We start from the raw sequence: 18,181 nt of genomic DNA, 5'->3' as shown, positions 1-18,181 counted from the left end.
TGGTCAAAAAACGGCGTTATTTCATCCATTATACGCTCAAAGCTTCGGACTTGCATGAATGTTGTAGAATGATGGGGTTGGATCAAAATCGGACTGGGAGGCAAAAGAATGAGCGGTATGATTAAGATTAAAGGCGCGCGTGAAAACAATCTGAAAAATGTTTCGTTGTCCATCCCGAAGCATAAGTTGATCGTCGTAACCGGACCTTCCGGCTCGGGCAAATCGACGCTCGCCATGGATACGCTCCAGCGCGAATGCCAGCGGCAATATATGGAGTCGATGGGGCTGGTGTCCGATAACGTGGGCAAACCAAAGGTCGAGGCGATTGAGGGCCTTTCGCCATCCATCAGCGTCGGGCAGCATCAGACCAATCGCAACCCGCGTTCTACGATCGGAACGGCTTCCGATATCTACACCCTCATGCGAATCGTATATGCGAAGCTGGGGCAAAGACCCTGCCCGAATTGCGGCGAGAACGTCGCCAGCGTCATTGGACAAGCGGAACCGGCAGCGGGGCTATGGGAAGACGACAACGGAGGAAACGATGCCGTGAGCTGTGGCGCCTGCGGTCATTCGCTGGACAGGCTGACGATGTCCCATTTCTCCTTCAACAAGCCGGAAGGAGCCTGCGAGAGCTGCGACGGACTCGGACATGTATCGACGCTTAACATGGAGGCGGTGTTCGATAGCGGCAAAAGCTTGCGGGAAGGGGCGGTTTTCATCTGGTTCGATGCCTGGGCCGATTACAATATCGCCACGCTTAAAGCAGCGGCGAAGCATTACGGCATTGCATTCGACGAGAATCAGCGCCTTGCGCAATTCGATTCCGCTACGCTTGATCTTTTGTATTATGGGGTCGAAAGCGAAGCGTTCGCTTCCCGCTTTCCCGACAAGAAGGCGCCGAAGACGGTGAGTCATGGCAAATACGAAGGCGTCGTCACGGGCATATGGCGAAGGTTCAAAGAGAAAGGCGCCGAATCCGGCGAAGCGGCGCTGTTCGAGCAGAGGGTTTGCGATAGCTGCGAAGGCGCGAAGCTCAAGAAGGAGAGTCTGCTTGTAAAAGTGAACGGCCTGGCCATCCATGAAACATCCTATGGTGCGCTGGGCAAGACGCTCGCCTGGCTGGAGGAGATGAGGGAAGGTCTCTCGGACGACGAAGAGAAGCTCGTCGGAAGTTTGATCCATGACATGATCGTCAGAATCCGGCGGATTATAGAAGCAGGGCTCGGATATATGACGCTCGACCGCCAGATCGTGACGTTGTCCGGAGGAGAAGCGCAGCGGCTGAGGCTGGCTTCCATCATTGGTTCGGGTCTGACCGGCGTATTGTATATTCTCGACGAGCCGACGGCGGGATTGCATCCCAAGGATACGGGAGGACTTATCGCGGTCATGAAGCAGCTGCGCGACCTCGGCAATACGGTGCTTGTTATCGAGCACGACGAAGAAGTGATGCGGGCAGCCGATCACATTATCGACATCGGTCCGGGAGCGGGCGCATTCGGCGGCAACGTTGTCGGACAAGGAACGCTCGAGGAACTCCTGGAGCAGCCGAAGTCGGTAACGGGCGCGTATTTCAGGGAGGAACTGGAGAAGGGGGCCGTGCTTTCGAAGCGCCGCGAAGGGACGGGGCAATTCTTGACGGTTCGGGAAGCGACGCTTCGGAATTTAAAGCATGTCACGGCTGCTTTTCCGCTGGGCTGCCTGGTAGCGGTAACGGGCGTATCCGGCTCCGGCAAGTCGACGCTAGTGTTCGATCTGCTGGCGGAATCCGGTCCGGACAAACCTGCGCCGTCAGGGTGCAGGGCCATAACAGGCTGGGAGCATGCGGGTTCGCTCATCAAAGTGGATCAATCGCCTCTGTCCCGCATGCAGCGCTCCAATATCGCGACTTACACCGATGTTTATACGCATCTGCGCAATTGGTACGCAAGCTTTCCCGAAGCAAAAAGAAGGAAGCTGACGGCCAAACATTTTTCCTTTAATACGGCGGGCGGCCGCTGCGAGGGATGTCAGGGACTTGGCGTCGTGCCGATCCATATGCATTTCCTGCCGGAGATCGAGGTGCGATGCACGGCATGCAAGGGACGGAGATTCCAGGACGAGGTGCTGGCCGTCACGCACGAAGGATACAGTATATCCGATCTGCTGGATCTATCCATCGAAGAGAGTCTGGCCGTGATTGGCAGCCTCGCAAAGGTCGGCGATACGCTTAAGCTGCTCTGCGAGGTAGGCCTTGGTTACTTGAAGTGGGGTCAGTCGCTCAGTACCCTGTCCGGTGGAGAAGGACAGCGCATCAAGCTGGCGAAACATCTGGGCAAGGGGACGGGCAAACATGCGGTTTATCTGCTTGACGAGCCGACGACCGGCCTGCATCCGGGCGATGTCCGCAGGCTGATGGTGCTGCTTAACAAGCTGGTGGACGCGGGCAATACGGTTATTGTCGTCGAGCATAATATCGACGTAGTCCGGCAATGCGATTACGTCATCGACATCGGCCCGGAAGGCGGAGCGGCGGGGGGCAGCGTCATGGCGCGAGGAACTCCCGAACAGGTTGCCGCAATAGAAGCTTCCCACACGGGGCGGTTCTTAAGAGACCGATTGCGCTAATCGTGCCGCGCGCGGCTACAGTCGCTCTCGCAATACGTTCTCGACCTTTGTTAGATGCGTCCCGATTAATCGGGACGCTTCTTCGGCATTTCCGGCGGCGATCGCTTCGTAGATCCCTTCATGTTCCTCCAGCAAGCGGACCGCGGTCGACGTCTCCTGGTAGAACCACAGCTCCCGCGTCTGTCCGATCGTGCGGCCAAGCCGTTCTGCCAGTGAATCCATTAAGCCGGACAGCAGCGAATTATGCGAAGCGGCAGCAATGGCGGCGTGGAAGGCGACATCGGCTTGTTCTCCCGCCGCGGTATCGTCTCTCTCCAGCGCTTCGCGCATCGTGCCGAGGATGGTTTGCAATGCGGCGAGGTCTTCATCCTTGCGATTGCGGGCGGCAAGCGTCGCCGTGCCGGTCTCCAGCACCTTGCGCACCTCCAGCAGCTCCATCATGGAGGCGGCATCCTTAAAGGGATCGGCGCCGTCCTTGCGCTCGCTGGGAAGCTCCTTCTTAACGAAGGTGCCGCCCCCATGGCGAATGTCCAGCCAGCCCATCGCTTTAAGGGCGCTTAGCGCTTCGCGAACGGTCGACCGGCCGACGCCGAACGAAGACGACAGTTCCACCACGGACGGCAGTTTATCGCCTGGCTTCCATTCTCCCTCGCGAATTTTCGTCAAGAGGATACGGCTGACAATTTCGTGGCCCTTCTCTGTTTCGATTTTCATATTGCGCTACCTCCGTCATCTATTAGCAAGCCGTTGTCGTAATGGCTTTTTTAAAATTGGGTCTGTATTTTAATATAAGCATAAGCTATAATGATTGAAAAGTCATCAGATGACCTGATCTATATTACGGATTGGAAAACGGAGGTAGCATTTTATGAATGCCGAACTGATTGAAGGACTGCGCGCCATTGTCGGCGAACGCCACTATCGCAATGATCCCGAGGCGCTAGTCGCCCACTCGTATGACGGAACCCCCATGCTGCAAAGCCTGCCGCAAGGCGTCATCTATCCTGAATCAACGGCGCAGGTATCGGCCATTATGAAGCTGCTGTCCAAACACGGCGTTCCGCTAGTAAGCCGCGGCTCCGGCTCCAACCTGTGCGGAGGGACCGTGCCGGTGGAGGGCGGCATCGTGATGGTCATGCATCGCATGAACCGGATTATCGAGACGGATACCGAGAACTTGACCGTAACGGTTCAGCCCGGACTTATTACGGCCGAGCTGATCGCGCATGTGGAGTCACTCGGTCTGTTTTATCCGCCCGATCCCAGCAGCATGCGAATCAGCACGATCGGCGGCAATATCGCGGAATGCTCGGGCGGTTTGCGGGGATTGAAGTACGGCACGACAAAGGATTACGTCATCGGGCTGGAAGCGGTACTGGCCAGCGGCGACATTATAAGGACCGGCGGCAAGTTGATGAAGGACGTTGCCGGCTATGATCTGACGAAGCTGCTTGTCGGCTCCGAGGGGACCCTCGCCATTATTACAGAGGCTACGCTCAAGCTGATCCCGCCGCCTCAGACCAAAAAGACGATGCTGGCGATGTACCGCGATCTGTATGGAGCCGCCCGGACGGTATCGCGCATTATCGAGAACCGCATCATACCGGCTACGCTGGAATTTATGGATAATCCGACGATTCGCGTGGTCGACGACTTCGCTGGCCTTGGTCTTCCCCGCGATATGGAGGCGATTCTGCTTATCGAGCAGGATGGCGATGCTGCATCGGTAGAGAGGGATATCGCGCGCATTCGCGAGATTTGCGCCTTGGAAGCGGCGGATCGCGTGGAGGTCGCCGAAAGCCGGGAGGAAGCGGAGAAGCTGCTGACGGCTCGCCGCAGCGCCTTCACGGCGCTCGCGAGGCTTCGTCCGACGACGATTCTCGAAGACGCGACAGTGCCGCGCTCCCGGATCGCGGATATGGTGCTCCGCATTAACGAGATCGCCCGCAAGCATAACGTGACGATCGCTACCTTCGGCCATGCGGGAGACGGCAATCTGCATCCTACGGCGACTACGGACGCGAGAGACACGGAGGAAGTGCACCGTGTCGAAGCGGCTTTTGCGGAAATTTTCGAAGCGGCGATCGAACTGGGAGGCACCATTACAGGCGAACATGGCGTGGGACTCGTAAAAGCCCCGTATCTGGAATGGAAGGTAGGAGCGCCAGGCATCGAGGTGATGAAGGGAATAAAGGCGGCCTTCGATCCACAAGGCTTGCTGAATCCTGGCAAGCTGTTCGCGAAGGAAACGAGGAAAAGGGTGGTGTTGCAGCATGGCTAACGGAACCGTGATGAAGAAGCCGGATATTAAGCATGCCAATCCGCTGGCGCAGACGCTGCTGAACAAGCTGGATTACGACCAGCTCACCAACTGCATGCGCTGCGGCTTCTGCTTGCCGGCATGCCCGACGTTCCGCGAGACGGGACTGGAGCCGGAATCGCCGCGCGGCCGTATCGCCCTGATGAAAGCGGTCGCCGATGGCGTGATGGATCCCGACCAGGTGTTCCAGGATCAGATGAACCATTGCCTGGGCTGCCGGGCTTGCGAGCCCGCGTGCCCCGCGGACGTCAAGTACGGGCAACTGATCGAGCAGGCGCGCGACGCGATCGAGGATCACGCGGAGCATGGGTTGCCCGTGCGCGGACTTCGCCGGGTCATGTTTAAAGGCGTATTTCCTAACCGGGGCAAGCTTAAGCTGCTAGGCGGAGCTATGGGCTTCTATCAGAAGTCGGGCCTGCGGAAGTTTGCTCGAGGCACGGGCTTGATGAAGATGTTCCCCAAGCATCTCCAGGAGATGGAGGCGATTCTGCCGGATGCGTCCTCGAAGGGCGTGGTGGAGCGGCTTGGGACCTTCTATCCTGCCAAAGGAGAAGCGATTGCCCGCGTAGCGTTGTTCCGGGGCTGCATTATGGATGTCATGTTCGCGGGGACGAACGTAAATACGGTAAAGCTGTTGTCGGAAGCGGGCTTCGACGTCGTCATCCCGGAGACGCAAGTATGCTGCGGCGCCTTGCATGCGCATAGCGGAGAGATGGACGACGCTCGCGGGCTTGCAAGGACCAACGTGCGCGTATTCAAAGAGGCTGGCGTGGACTATATCGCCTCCAATGCGGGAGGCTGCGGCGCGCTTCTGGTGGAATATGATCATCTGCTTGGCGCGGATGCCGACAGCGATGTGCGGGAGGCAGCGCAATGGTTCGCAGAGCGAGTCAAGGATGTGAGCCAGCTTGTAGTGGAAAAGGGAAGAATCCCGGCGTTCGCCGAGCTTGCGGCGGAAGGAGGACAAGGCACCGTTACCTACCAGGATTCCTGCCATCTGCGCAACGTGATGAAAGGTTCTTCCGCGCCGCGCCAGCTTATGCGAAGCGTGGAAGGCGTTTCCTACGTAGAGATGAAGGAAGCCGACCGCTGCTGCGGCTCTGCAGGCATCTACAACGTGACTCAGCCGGAGATGGCCGGCCAGCTCCTGGAGCATAAGATGGAGCATGCTTGCCAGACGGGAGCGAGCTATATGCTGACAAGCAATCCGGGCTGCCTGCTCCAGATGAAGCATGGGATCGAAAAACACAAGCCGTCTTTCCGCATGGAGGCCATGCATATCGTAGACTACTTGTATGAACGGATACTTCCATCAAAGAAATAAAACAGCCGGGGGCTGTCCGAGAGGAAATTCCATACCTATTTCGGCAAGCTCGTTACGTTCATGCAATGTGTCCATACTCAAACTCAAAGAACCGTCAGGGTAGTTTTTCCCTGACGGTTTTTCTCATGGCTTAATAGATGGAAGACCGCTCCTGAATGGGACTGCCATATTTTGCGAATATTAAAGCAACAACCCATATTAGGAGGCAGGAATCCTATGTCATTGCTCGCCAAATGGTTAAGGCCCGGCAAAGACAACAAAAATGCTATTCATGATGCCGAGTCCATTGATCAGCAAGCCTTGCTCGAGCAGTATCCAACGCTTAAGATCATGCAAGATTTGTTTGCAGATTGCGCTGACCTCGTCCATTGGAGTTGGCCGGAGTCTCAGTTGGATATGCTGTATTTCAGCCATTTGGCAGGCAACGAAGAGTTCGCCAGAGAAATATCCGAACCATTCCGCTCCATTGCGCCGGACGATATGGATGAGGTGTTGAGCCGATCTCAATACAAGCCCGTATCGGATTGCAGGTCGGCGTCGAAAGGGGTATTGGACGGTAATGTCTGTTTGTTCCACAAAGGCGGAGTATATCTCGTAAGCGTCTCTTTGCCGGAGACAAGAAGCATCTCGCAATCGGAGACGGAAACCTCGATTAATGGACCTCATGACGGCTTTGTCGAGTCCGTTCTTATTAACTTGTCGCTTATTCGTCGCAGGATAAGATCAACACGCTTGAAGGCGCTCAAGCTGCAGGTGGGCGAGGTTTCGAAGACGGATGTTTATCTGTTATATATAGACGGTCTGGCCAATGCAGAGAACATGCAGGAAATGAAGAAACGAATTGAGCTCGTCGAGATTGATGTCGTACACGACGGTAACATGCTGGCTCAACTGATCGATGATCATCCGAACTCCGTATTCCCGTTGTTTCAGACAACGGAAAGAACGGATGCCATAGCATCCAAGCTGGCAGGCGGAAAGATTGTCGTCGTTATGGACGGAAGTCCGTCCGCATTCTCCGCGCCATCGTCTTTTTTTGAGTTTTTTGCCTCATCGGATGACTACTATCAACGATGGGCGATTGGCACGATGACCAGAATGCTTCGGTTCATCGCCTTTGTCATTACGATCTCGTTTACAGCAATGTACGTTTCCGTTACGACCTTCCATTACGAGATGATTCCCGAGGACTTGCTCATTACAATAACGCAATCAAGGAGCCGCGTCCCTTTTCCTCCCTTATACGAAGCGTTGCTTATGGAGATCACCATCGAGCTGCTGCGCGAGGCCGGGGCCAGACTTCCGACAAAAATCGGTCAAACTATCGGCATCGTCGGCGGTATCGTGATTGGGCAAGCGGCAGTGCAGGCTGGACTGACAAGCAATATTTTAATCATTGCGGTAGCCTCCTCTGCGATCGCTTCCTTCGTTATTCCAAGTTATGTGATGAGCGCATCGATCCGGCTAATCCGGTTCGGACTGCTATTAATGGCAGGACTCCTCGGAAATTTCGGGATCGTGATGGCGATTGCCATCATCTTCATTCACCTTAGCGGCTTGACTAGCTTAAAATCATCGTATTTGACTCCGGTAGCGCCAATCAACCTTAAAGATTGGCTGGATATCTTCATACGCGCTCCCTTTAGTTGGATACAAGAACGGCCTTCACAGACCCGCACTCCCAACAAGCGGAAGACGAGGATCAAACAATAAGCGAGGAACCGCATATGAAAGAGAAGTTGTATCCTGTCCATATCGCGATTTTAGTGTATATGATTCAGACGGGAGTGGTCGTGTTTAGCCTTCCGCGGATTATGGCAGAGGCCTTCGGTTACAACGGCTGGTTGATGGTGCCGGTGTTTACGCTGATCGCAGCGCTCAATATTGGTTTGATTGCGGTGGTTTACAGACTGAGCCAAGGAAGGTCTGTTTTTGAAATATTGGAGAGGTCATTGACAAAAATAGGGGCTTATCCCTTTTATCTCGTTTTGATTGTCGTTTGGTCGTTATTAGGGTGTATGGTAGCAAAACATTATGTTTATATTTTTCAAACGATGGCGTTTCCCACTTTGCATCCTATGCTTTTTAAGCTCCTTATAGATATTGCCGCTTTTTTGTTGCTTATTAAAGGGGTTTATAACATCTCCAAAGCAACGATGTCGTTTTTCGTGTTAACGATTTGGATGGGCTTGCTGCTTCTGTTTTTTGTCCCGGACTTCGAATTTGCAAGACTAACGCCGTTTTTGCTAAAGGGAGGCACGGAAACGATAAGAGGCGGATTGAACGGATATTCGGCATTTCTGGGCTACGAGTTAACGCTTTTCCTTTTTCCATACGTCAATACCAAAAAGGGTTTTATTAAGGCGGTGCATGCGGGTAATTTGTTGACCGGCGTCTTGTATACCTTGTATGCTTTCGTGGCATTCGGCTTCTACAGTCTTGGGCAGCTTACCGCTTTCCGCTTCCCGATGCTGGATATGTTATCGTATATTCGTCTGCCCTTCGTGGAGCGCATAGAAACGTTGTTTTTTGGTTTTTTCTTCTTTACGGTGTTAATCACAATCGTTATGTATATTTGGGCGAGTACCGAAGCGCTTAACCGGATGTTTCCCAAAGCAGAATCTAAGCTGCTCGCAGCCGTGTTGCTCATCGTCATCTATGGGGTGTCCTGGCTTCCCGATACATTAAGCCAGGTAGAGATTTGGCTGAAGTGGCTCGGTTACGGCCAAGTTATCGTTGCGATCGGTTTGCCGGTTTTCTTGATTCTCATCTTGTTGATTCTGCGAAGAAAGGAGCAGGGGCATGCATAATCGACTCGTTCGAGTGGCAATGATCGTAATTTTATTAGGAGTGCTGGCAGGATGCGGGGATCAGCGCATTCTGGAGAAACAAGGGTTTATCTATTCAGTAGGGTACGATTGGCTGGCCAAAGGCAAATCAGCGGAAGGATCCGTGCCTGGCAACAAGGTAAAGAAAGACCAGCTCAGCGTTACGGTCTGGCTGCCCGTTGTCAGCGCCGAGAGCGGCAGGCAGCATCCGTTGATTCTACAAACCGTTGCCAGTACGGGGAAAGAAGGCAGATTCCGTCTAGCCAAGCAGACGGAATTATCGCTCGCAAGCGGACAGATGCGCACGGCTCTATTCAACTTGCAGCTTGCATCCAGAGGAATTATGCCATATTTGGACGGATTCATGCGGGATCCAGCTGTTTCGCAGCGTCTGAAAATCGTAGTTGTCGATGGAACGGCAAATGAAATGTTGAAAAAAGAGTATCCCTCCCATATGAATACGGGGCCATATATCGATCATTTACTGGAAAAGGAAGTCATGAACAACAGGGTTCCTGAATCGACTCTTTATAGCTTTATGCGCGATTATATGGATGACGGTGTGGATCCGGTTGCGCCAATCATTAAGCAGCAGGGGACTCATATCGAAGCTAGCGGCATCGCCTTGTTCGATGGAGACCGTTATATTTCGCGCATCGATAGCGATCAAACCTTAATATTCGCGTTTTTGAAGGGTTCCTTCAAATACGGAGAGATTAATATCGACTTGGCCGCTCAAGAAAGAAAAGGGGAGAAAGCGATGTTTAGTTCGCTTGCCGGAAACAGCAAGGTGAAAATCAAAACGTTGCCTGGGGAGCGTTTGTATCGAGCCGATATTAGTATTAAAATTCATGGAATTCTTCTGGAATATCTAGGCGATTTGCAATTAAACATGGAATCGGATAAGGAGCGGTTGGAGAAGGCAATAGCCGCTCACATCAACAATGAGGCTGAAAGCATGGTGAAGGAGCTTCAGAAATTAGGCGTAGATAGTATCGGAATCGGGAAACATGTACGGAATTCGTTAAGTTATAAAGAATGGGAAAATATGGATTGGAAAGCCGTTTATCCGAACATGGACATTCGCTGCAATACGAAAGTGACAATCAAGTCCGTAGGCAAATTCGAAAAGTAGTTTGCCCAGGCCGGAAAACGCGTAAAACGGTCCAAGGACTTCAGAATTCGCGATTGGCTGATCTTGGACGCATTGTAAACGTTCTAACGGCATTATTTCAGTCAATCCTAATAATGGTATCCTCGTTTCGGCTTTTACATTTGGTTTCGAAAGGAGTAGCATTAGCAATGAACCAAACACATCAAAACGCCGAGCCGTGTTCGTATGATTCACGACCGCAGAGCGAATGAACCTCTGTGGTTTTTTGATGTGCATAGGAGTGTCGGGGTTACAGGAATGAGAGAAAAGAGGCTGCGTTACTATGAAAAAACAATTTGTCGTCATCGGTCTGGGGAGGTTCGGAGGCAGCGTCACCAGGACGTTGGTTTCACTGGGCCACGAGGTGATGGGAATTGATCGGGATGAACGCCGCGTGCAAGAATTCGCTCCTGTTCTTGCGCAGGTGTATCAGGCGGATTCGACGGACGAGGCGGTCATGAGACAGCTTGGCGTCCATAATATGGACCATGCCATAGTGGCGATCGGGGAAGACTTGCAAGCCAGCATTCTGTCGACGTTGATCCTCAAGGACATGGGCGTCCCGTATGTAACGGCCAAGGCGAACAACGACTACCACCAACGGGTTCTCGAAGGGCTTGGAGCCGATCAGATCGTGCATCCCGAACGGGACACGGGCATTCGGGTAGCCCATCAGGTAACCTCAAAAAACACGGTGGAATATCTGGAGTTGTCGCCTGAGCATAGTCTTGTCGAAATAATCGCGCCGGATAACTTCTGCGGGCGAACGATCAAAGCATTAAACGTAAGAGCAAAGTACGGATGCAACATTATGGCGATCCGCAGGAAGGACAATGATATGGTCGTAGCGCCGCATGCGGACGATTATATCTATGAAGGAGATTTGCTGGTCGTCATTGGCAAAAATATCGATATTACCCGCTTCGAAAAAGCGATCGGCGGCTGAGGCATGATCTATTGCGCTTGGAAAGCTTTAAGCGAGTCCTCCACAGCGGCATTGATCGCCGACGTGTCAACAGCGGGCATGGCGGCGTCCGACAGTTCGTATTTCGCTTTCAGGCTTAATACGCGATAGACGCTTTCGTCCAATCGCTCCTGCGAGATGACGCCGTCCTTTACGGACTTAATGACGGCGTCCAACGCTTCCTGCTGCAGCTTGTATTCATGACAGACGAGCAAGATGTCCCCTCCCGCCAATATCGCCTCTACCGCAGCTTTACCCACGCTAATGCCGCCGGTTAAACCTTTCATCGTCATATCGTCGGTTATGATGAGGCCATCGTAGCCAAGCTGCTCCCTCAGCAAGCCGGTGATGACGGCAGGGGAGATCGACGCGGGATTCTCCGCATCCAGCTTCTTCATCAGCAGATGGCCGACCATAATCGCATCCACATCTTTTTGAATAGCCTCTTCGAAAGGAAGCAGCTCGAAGTTTTTGAGCTCATTCAAGCTTTTGTTCACGACGGGCAGCCCCTTATGGGAATCAACGGAAGTGTCTCCGTGTCCGGGGAAGTGCTTTGCGACTGCTGCGACGCCTTGCGAAGTGATGCCCTCCATCATGGCGACACCATGGCGACTGACGGTTTCGGCATCGCTGCCGAACGAACGGTCTCCGATGACGGGATTGTCGGGATTGCTGTTGATATCAAGCACGGGCGCAAAGTCCATATTAAAACCAAGCGAACCGATCTTAAGCCCAAGCGAAGAACCGATCGCTTCCGTATATTCCGGATTCTGTTTGCTTGCGATCTGGCGCGCGGTCGGAGTCTTGTCGAACTCGGATGGCAGCCTGTTGACCTTGCCGCCCTCTTGATCGACGCTTAGCCACAACGGCACGGAGTCTGGCACCGCCTCGTTGGCAGCCTTTAACTGATTAAGCAGCTTCAACGTCTGATTCGCGCTTGTTATATTGTCTTTAAATAGAATGAACCCTCCGACATGGTAGTTCTGGATAAAAGATTCCGTCGACTTGTCCATCGATTTGCCTTCCAGACCGATGATAGCCAACTGCCCTACCTTCTGCTCAAGCGTCATAGCTGCAATCTGTTCCAGAATGGCTTTATCGCCCGTCTGAGGCGGCGTATTCGGATTTAAAGTCGACGCAGGACCTTCGGCGGAAGCGCTCGGGCTTTCGGACGGCGAGCTCTCCGGAGTCGGCTGAATGGTTGCCGGAGGCGACTCGGAAGGCTTTTCCGACTGCACTGAGTTGCCGCAGCCTGACAGCAAGGCTGTTGCCATCAAACCTGCGGTTATCATAGCTTTTACGGATTGGATCCCCTTGCGCATATGCATCTCCTCCTGTTTGCTTTTTGAACAACCTTTGTCAGCGTGTTCTTATATTTTAGCCCTCCGTTAGGCCGAAGGCAAATAACGAATCGGTCACGTCATGATGCTTTCAGAATAGACGAACGCAAACCGAAAGCCCGGTCCTAGGTTAAATTATTGTAAATGCGGATAGTGATACGCCGTTTCCATTCCTTTTCTCTCTGCACATGATATTGTACCTATGGTGTCTGGAGAGGATGCGTATTCATGAGGATTTGTATCATTGGAGCGGGCTATGTCGGCTTGACTACAGCTGCCGTGTTATCGGATCTTGGACACAAGGTCAGGTGCGTCGACCGCGACGAAACCAAGATTAATGCCTTGGAGCAGGGCGTTATCCCGATTTTTGAGCCTGGATTATCCGAACTGGTCGTTCGCAACAGGAAAGAGGGCAGGCTGACGTTCAGCTCCGACGTGGCGGCCAGCATGGACGAACATGAGCTGATTATGATTGCAGTAGGGACGCCTTCGGCTGCGGACGGGAGTGCAGATCTCGTGTACGTAAGAAGCGTGCTTCTGGCGGTAAGCACCGTGCTTCATACCCATAAAGTCATTATTATGAAAAGTACGGTGCCTCCGGGTACAGGCGTATGGGCGGAGGAGTTCCTCCTGGGACTTGGCGTGCCCGGCACGCTCTTTGATATCGTGTCCAATCCGGAATTTCTGCGCGAAGGCACGGCGATCCACGATACGCTCAATCCCGATCGTATCGTTATCGGCAGCAGGAGCGTCGATGCGGCCGAGAAAGTGCGGGCCATCTATAACGGGATCGAAGCGGAGACGGTGTGGACGGGACAGACGGAGGCTGAGCTGATCAAATACGGTTCCAATGCGTTCCTGGCGACAAAGCTTTCTTTTGTAAACGAGTTGGCGCGCGTCTGCGACGTATTCGGCGCAGATATTATGCAGGTAGCCGAGGGCATAGGCAAGGATACGCGGATCGGAGGCAAATTTCTGCAAGCCGGCATCGGGTACGGGGGCTCGTGCCTGCCCAAGGACGTCAGCGCGCTGATTGGAGCGGCGTCTTCCCGCAAGATTGGCCTGGAGCTGCTGCGGGAAGTCGCCGCCGTCAATGCTTCTCAGCCGGACTATTATATCGGCAAGCTGGAGAAGTCGCTTGGCCGTCTGGACTCGGAAGTCAAAGTTGCCGTGCTTGGAGCTACCTTTAAGGAGAATACCGACGATTTGCGGTATTCGCAAGCGATTGAGCTTATGAAGCGATTGGCTGCGAGAGGCTGCGCCGTTACGGCATACGACCCGCTGGTTTCGCCTGCTCTGCCGGGCGTTGTTTGGGCGAAGTCCGCTGCCGATGCAGCGACGGGTGCCCACGCCCTCATCGTGGCGACCGGCTGGAAGGAATTCGTGGATGCCGATTGGAATCAGCTTCGGCAAAAAATGAGCGGAACGATCGTCATGGATGGACGTAATGTGCTGAATCCGACCAAAGTCCGCGAAGCCGGCTTGACGTATGTTGGATTAGGCCGGATTTAAGGATCTGACGGCGGCTGACTATCCTATACGATGCGAGCAACCCAACGTAAGGATTGAAGTCGGCGTCGCCGATCTAAAGTGTGCGACAAAGATATAATGGGGCCAGGCAAGAACAATTAGCCGTCTCGCCCATTATTTATTCGCATTGTTATAGAGCTGGCGATAAGAGGTGGGCGTCATGCCCTCATGCTCCATAAATCGTTTGTTGAAATAACTGGCGCTGGGATAACCGGCCTCCGTCGCGATTTGGCCGATGGAGGCCGATTTGCGTTCCAGCAGCCATTGCTTGGCCGTTTGCAGCCGGCAGCGCGTTATGAAGTCCATCGGCGTCATCTCCATTACAGCTCGGAACAGCTTGCAGAAGTAATGGGGAGTAACCCCAACGAGCGAGGACCAGCGCTCCAGCTCGAAAGGCTGGACGGCTTCCTTTTGCATCAACGGCAGAATCTCCAGAATGCGGTTGCCGGATGAGACGGGTTTGATCGTTGTTCTCGGCACGGCTTGTTCGGCAAATAACGCGATTAGCGCATAAGTAAGCGTCGATAGCCGATGAGGGCGCAACATCCGGTGCTGCTCCGCTTCGGCAAGCAGCTCTTCGTGCGCGGCAATCCACTGTTCGGTTCCCCGGAGCGACCAGAGCTGGCTGAGATGCAGCTCCTGATTGACGAGGAAATCGCCAAGCAGGCCATCGCCGTAGAAGTGAACCCATCGGCAGCTCCAGAGATCGTCTTGACTGGTATAATAGGTCTGCTCCTGAAGGGGGAAATACAAGACGGCGTCGCCTGCGACTAGCGCATGTCGCTCTCCGTCTATTTCTACATAACCTTTGCCCGACACGACAAAATGGATATTGAAGTTATTTTGCGCTCCGGCCTTGCGATGAACGGTATGTTCCATATAATCCTCATAATGTCCGACGGATTCGGGCATACAGAAGAAAGGGCTATGGGGAAGCGTTAGCAAGTGGCTTTGACGTTGCATTTATAGGCCAACCCCCTTACTTTTTGAATACTTAATTCAAGACAAAATTGTGCTAAACACCTTTAATATATTGTCATTTTCATTTTAATGCAGTAGTCATATAATCACAATATAGTATTATCACACATACAAAGGAGCAATCAAATATGACAGCGACCAAATTAAAATGGGGCGTGCTCGGCTGTGCCGGGATTGCCAAACGCGCAGTGATTCCAGGCGTGCAAGCTTCGAAATGGAACGAAGTGGCGGCTATTGCCAGCCGGGATGCCGATAAGGCTTCACGCACGGCAGAAGAGCATGGGATCGGCCAAGCCTACTCCAGCTACGAGGAGCTCCTCGCGGATCCTTCCATCGATGTCGTTTATATTCCGCTGCCGAACCATCTGCACAGAGAGTGGACGATTCGCGCCGCAGAGGCAGGCAAGCATATCCTTTGCGAGAAACCTCTGGCATTAACCGCTAAAGAAGCAGAGGAAATGGTAGAGGCTTGCGCCAAAGCCGGCGTGCAACTGTCCGAAGCGTTTATGTATCGTTGGAATCCGCGTTACGACAAGCTTCGGGAGATCATCGCATCCGGAGAAATTGGCGAGCTGAGGGGCATTCGCAGCGCGTTTACGTTCAACAACGCCAAAGATTCCTCCAATGTCCGTTATCGCAAGGATTGGGGCGGCGGCTCTATCTACGACGTTGGCTGTTACCCGATCAACGCGGCACGGCTGTTGCTTGGCAAGGAGCCCGAAGCGGCGACGGTTCAGGCGATCTTCTCGCAGGAGCATGATGATGTGGATATGATGGCATCCGGTCTGCTGGAATTCGAAGGCGGAGTTTCCCTGACGTTCGACTGCGGCATGTGGGCGGCGTTCCGCAACCCGCTTGAGATCCTTGGGACTGAAGGCATTATTGAAGTTCCTTCCGCATACGTAGCGCCGCAGCCAGGCAGCGGCGACTTCTATGTAAACGCTGGAGGAGAACGCCGATTGGTGGAGGTCGAGCATGTCAACGCCTATACGGCCCAGGCCGACGCGTTGTATCGCGCCGTCAAAGGAGAAGAACCGCTTCGGTATGATGCTTTTGACGCAGTCCGCAATATGAAGGTCATTGATGCTTGCTTGCAATCCGCACGCGAGAGAGCAAGAGTAACCATTAACTAATAGGAGGACAACAACCATGGAATATATTCAAATTAAAGGCTGCGACAAACCGGTGTCTCAATTGATGAAGGGCACGGACTATTTCTATCACGATTCCTACGAGAAGGCGGCAACGAATCTGGACGCTTTCCTTGCCATCGGCGGCAACTCGCTGGATTCCGCCCATATTTATTGCGGAGGCCAGAGCGAAGAAGTAATTGGCCGTTATATGGAAGAGAGGGGAAACCGGGACAAAATCGTTATTTTGACCAAGGGAGCCCATCACGATCAGAACGGACCGCGCGTTACCCGCAAGGACATCGCTTATGATCTCTCCGTGAGTCTGGATAGACTGCGTACGGGGTATATCGATCTCTACGGCTTGCATCGCGACGATCCCGAGATACCGGTACAGGTTATCGTGGACGCTCTTAACGAACATATCGAAGCAGGCAAAGTGGGCGCGATCGGCGTATCCAACTGGACTTGGCAACGAATCCAGGAGGCGAATGAATATGCCGCTAAAAGTGGATTAAGAGGCTTTACGTTTAGCAGTCCGAACCTCAGTCTCGCAAAAGCGAATGAGCCGTTCTGGAAGGGCTGCGTATCGGCAGACGAAGAAACCTGCGCCTGGCATGAGCGCGAAGGTCTTCCGCTTTTGTCGTGGTCTTCGCAGGCAAGGGGATTCTTTACGGGAAGGTTCACGCCGGAGATTCGTGACAATGCAGACTTGGTGCGGGTGTTTTATAACGACGACAACTGGGAGAGATTGGAGCGGGCAAGGAAGCTTGGGGAACAGAAGGGGGCAACCGCCATTCAGATTGCCCTGGCTTATGTATTAAATCAGCCGTTCCCGACCTGCGCCCTGATCGGCGCGCAGACGACGCAGGAGCTGACGTCCTGCGACGAAGGTTCGCGAATCGTCTTGACCAAGGAAGAGATGGACTGGCTGGATCTAAAGAAGGAAAGCCTGACCGTCTAGTCTCAGGCCGAGAGATTATTGTTACTCCGACTTGAACAGTGTCGCGATGGAGCCGCCCTCCGTAATGATGCGAATGGCGGTTCCGAGCAGCGGAGCCATCGGCAGCAGGACGAATTTGTCGGAATGTTCCTGGTCGAGACTGATGGTGTCTGTGATGACGACCTCCTGAATGTTGGGATGGTTTAGCTTTTGTACCGCGTCACCCGAGAATAGTCCATGCGTCGCGCAAATAAAGGCGTCTTCGGCTCCGCGTTTCTTTAGCGCCTCGACGACGTTAATAATGGTGCTGCCCGTATCGATCAGATCCTCGATGATGATTGGCGTCATCCCTTCGACTTCGCCGATAATATGCGTAATTTCGGACTCGTTGTGAGCCGGACGGTTTTTGATCATGATCGCGAACGGGCAGTCCAGCAAGCCTGCAAGCTTTTCCGCTGTCGTGGCGCGTCCGGCGTCGGGCGATACGACGACAGGGTTCTGAATGGATTTGGAACGCAAATATTCGATAATCAAATCGAGCGCGGTCAAGTGATCGAGCGTGATCTTGAAGAAACCCTGGATAGCATCCGCATGAAGATCGACAGTAATGATCCGGGATGCGCCGGCCGTCGTCAGAACGTCGGCAACCATCTTGGCCGAGATCGGTTCGCGAGGCGCGGCTTTCCTCTCTTGACGCGCATAGCCGTAATACGGCATGACGATGTTAACGGACTTGGCCGAAGCTCGTTTGGCCGCATCGATCATAACAAGCAGCTCGACGAGATTCTCGTTGACGGGATGAGAGAGCGACTGCACGATAAAGATATCGAAGTTGCGAATCGACTCTTCGTAAGAAACATGAATTTCTCCGCTTTGCGCGCGGGAGATGTTGGAACGGCCGAGCGGCAGCTCAAGCTGCTTGCACACGGCTTCTGCTAGCCGGGGGTTCGATGATCCGGCGAAAATTTTAATATTCGGCATATTGCCCTCCGCTTCAAAGATTAGATTTCAAATGTCCGATAAGCTCGGAAACTTAAAAATTTTTATGTGGTCAAAAA

The 18,181-nt window shown here is 53.4% G+C and carries 14 protein-coding genes; 10 read left to right on the top strand and 4 right to left on the bottom strand.

The features are described 5' to 3' along the window. Positions 1-108: 108 nt before the first annotated feature. Positions 109-2,610 (top strand): excinuclease ABC subunit UvrA, encoded by a 2,502-nt coding sequence (uvrA, locus tag KJW29_RS13310; protein ID WP_214630118.1) that lies wholly within the window; start codon positions 109-111, stop codon positions 2,608-2,610. A gap of 15 nt (positions 2,611-2,625) precedes the next feature. Here the strand turns inward: uvrA and KJW29_RS13305 are convergent, their stop codons facing one another. After that, positions 2,626-3,324 (bottom strand): FadR/GntR family transcriptional regulator, encoded by a 699-nt coding sequence (locus tag KJW29_RS13305; protein ID WP_214630117.1) that lies wholly within the window; start codon positions 3,322-3,324, stop codon positions 2,626-2,628. A gap of 154 nt (positions 3,325-3,478) precedes the next feature. Here KJW29_RS13305 and KJW29_RS13300 point away from each other — a divergent pair, with 154 nt between their 5' ends. The 6 genes from KJW29_RS13300 (at position 3,479) to KJW29_RS13275 (ending at position 11,181) form a co-directional block, all read left to right on the top strand. After that, on the top strand, positions 3,479-4,891 hold the full coding sequence (locus tag KJW29_RS13300; protein ID WP_087570229.1) for an FAD-binding oxidoreductase: 1,413 nt from the start codon (positions 3,479-3,481) through the stop codon (positions 4,889-4,891). Continuing rightward, the gene (locus tag KJW29_RS13295; protein ID WP_214630116.1) at positions 4,884-6,254 is read left to right on the top strand and encodes a (Fe-S)-binding protein; all 1,371 of its coding nucleotides are present in this window, start codon (positions 4,884-4,886) and stop codon (positions 6,252-6,254) included. The genes KJW29_RS13300 and KJW29_RS13295 overlap by 8 nt, the downstream gene beginning before the upstream one ends. Before the next feature lie 216 nt (positions 6,255-6,470). Beyond that, complete coding sequence (locus tag KJW29_RS13290; RefSeq protein ID WP_214630115.1) at positions 6,471-7,967, top strand: spore germination protein; 1,497 nt, start codon at positions 6,471-6,473, stop codon at positions 7,965-7,967. 14 nt (positions 7,968-7,981) lie between these two features. Beyond that, positions 7,982-9,064 carry a GerAB/ArcD/ProY family transporter gene (locus tag KJW29_RS13285; RefSeq protein ID WP_214630114.1) on the top strand — a complete coding sequence of 361 codons (1,083 nt, stop codon included), beginning with the start codon at positions 7,982-7,984 and terminating at the stop codon, positions 9,062-9,064. Further along, entirely contained in the window at positions 9,057-10,217 is a 1,161-nt protein-coding gene (locus tag KJW29_RS13280; RefSeq protein ID WP_214630113.1) for a Ger(x)C family spore germination protein, read from the top strand. Before KJW29_RS13285 ends, KJW29_RS13280 begins: the two co-directional genes overlap by 8 nt. Positions 10,218-10,518: 301 nt before the next feature. Then, the gene (locus KJW29_RS13275; RefSeq protein ID WP_214630112.1) at positions 10,519-11,181 is read left to right on the top strand and encodes a potassium channel family protein; all 663 of its coding nucleotides are present in this window, start codon (positions 10,519-10,521) and stop codon (positions 11,179-11,181) included. An 8-nt stretch (positions 11,182-11,189) separates the two neighbouring features. Here the strand turns inward: KJW29_RS13275 and nagZ are convergent, their stop codons facing one another. Next, positions 11,190-12,521 carry a beta-N-acetylhexosaminidase gene (gene nagZ, locus KJW29_RS13270; RefSeq protein WP_214630111.1) on the bottom strand — a complete coding sequence of 444 codons (1,332 nt, stop codon included), beginning with the start codon at positions 12,519-12,521 and terminating at the stop codon, positions 11,190-11,192. 246 nt (positions 12,522-12,767) lie between these two features. Here nagZ and KJW29_RS13265 point away from each other — a divergent pair, with 246 nt between their 5' ends. Beyond that, complete coding sequence (locus KJW29_RS13265) at positions 12,768-14,051, top strand: UDP-glucose dehydrogenase family protein (RefSeq protein ID WP_214630110.1); 1,284 nt, start codon at positions 12,768-12,770, stop codon at positions 14,049-14,051. 132 nt (positions 14,052-14,183) lie between these two features. Here KJW29_RS13265 and KJW29_RS13260 read toward each other — a convergent pair whose 3' ends face one another. Next, positions 14,184-15,032: an AraC family transcriptional regulator gene (locus KJW29_RS13260; RefSeq protein WP_214630109.1), complete on the bottom strand. Its 849-nt coding sequence runs from the start codon at positions 15,030-15,032 to the stop codon at positions 14,184-14,186. 146 nt (positions 15,033-15,178) lie between these two features. On the opposite strand from KJW29_RS13260, the gene KJW29_RS13255 reads away from it, so the two are divergent. Together KJW29_RS13255 and KJW29_RS13250 are read left to right on the top strand one after the other, a co-directional pair. Then, positions 15,179-16,183, top strand: coding sequence for a Gfo/Idh/MocA family protein (locus KJW29_RS13255; protein WP_214630108.1), 1,005 nt, complete (start codon positions 15,179-15,181; stop codon positions 16,181-16,183). A gap of 16 nt (positions 16,184-16,199) precedes the next feature. Then, positions 16,200-17,144, top strand: coding sequence for an aldo/keto reductase (locus tag KJW29_RS13250; RefSeq protein WP_087567279.1), 945 nt, complete (start codon positions 16,200-16,202; stop codon positions 17,142-17,144). 21 nt (positions 17,145-17,165) lie between these two features. Here the strand turns inward: KJW29_RS13250 and KJW29_RS13245 are convergent, their stop codons facing one another. Beyond that, positions 17,166-18,104 carry a ribose-phosphate diphosphokinase gene (locus tag KJW29_RS13245; RefSeq protein ID WP_087567278.1) on the bottom strand — a complete coding sequence of 313 codons (939 nt, stop codon included), beginning with the start codon at positions 18,102-18,104 and terminating at the stop codon, positions 17,166-17,168. Positions 18,105-18,181 lie beyond the last annotated feature (77 nt).

Source organism: Paenibacillus agaridevorans, from assembly GCF_018604145.1.
In the GTDB taxonomy this organism is placed as follows: Bacteria; Bacillota; Bacilli; order Paenibacillales; family Paenibacillaceae; genus Pristimantibacillus; species Pristimantibacillus agaridevorans.
This window is presented reverse-complemented; position numbering and strand designations above follow the sequence as displayed.

Bases quoted from the DNA above. Each gene is read 5' to 3' on its own strand.
- KJW29_RS13265 (WP_214630110.1), top strand. From the start codon at position 12,768: ATGAGGATTTGTATCATTGGAGCGGGCTATGTCGGCTTGACTACAGCT.
- nagZ (WP_214630111.1), bottom strand. From the start codon at position 12,521: ATGCGCAAGGGGATCCAATCCGTAAAAGCTATGATAACCGCAGGTTTG.
- uvrA (WP_214630118.1), top strand. From the start codon at position 109: ATGAGCGGTATGATTAAGATTAAAGGCGCGCGTGAAAACAATCTGAAA.
- KJW29_RS13260 (WP_214630109.1), bottom strand. From the start codon at position 15,032: ATGCAACGTCAAAGCCACTTGCTAACGCTTCCCCATAGCCCTTTCTTC.
- KJW29_RS13305 (WP_214630117.1), bottom strand. From the start codon at position 3,324: ATGAAAATCGAAACAGAGAAGGGCCACGAAATTGTCAGCCGTATCCTC.
- KJW29_RS13275 (WP_214630112.1), top strand. From the start codon at position 10,519: ATGAAAAAACAATTTGTCGTCATCGGTCTGGGGAGGTTCGGAGGCAGC.
- KJW29_RS13280 (WP_214630113.1), top strand. From the start codon at position 9,057: ATGCATAATCGACTCGTTCGAGTGGCAATGATCGTAATTTTATTAGGA.
- KJW29_RS13255 (WP_214630108.1), top strand. From the start codon at position 15,179: ATGACAGCGACCAAATTAAAATGGGGCGTGCTCGGCTGTGCCGGGATT.
- KJW29_RS13245 (WP_087567278.1), bottom strand. From the start codon at position 18,104: ATGCCGAATATTAAAATTTTCGCCGGATCATCGAACCCCCGGCTAGCA.
- KJW29_RS13290 (WP_214630115.1), top strand. From the start codon at position 6,471: ATGTCATTGCTCGCCAAATGGTTAAGGCCCGGCAAAGACAACAAAAAT.
- KJW29_RS13285 (WP_214630114.1), top strand. From the start codon at position 7,982: ATGAAAGAGAAGTTGTATCCTGTCCATATCGCGATTTTAGTGTATATG.
- KJW29_RS13250 (WP_087567279.1), top strand. From the start codon at position 16,200: ATGGAATATATTCAAATTAAAGGCTGCGACAAACCGGTGTCTCAATTG.
- KJW29_RS13300 (WP_087570229.1), top strand. From the start codon at position 3,479: ATGAATGCCGAACTGATTGAAGGACTGCGCGCCATTGTCGGCGAACGC.
- KJW29_RS13295 (WP_214630116.1), top strand. From the start codon at position 4,884: ATGGCTAACGGAACCGTGATGAAGAAGCCGGATATTAAGCATGCCAAT.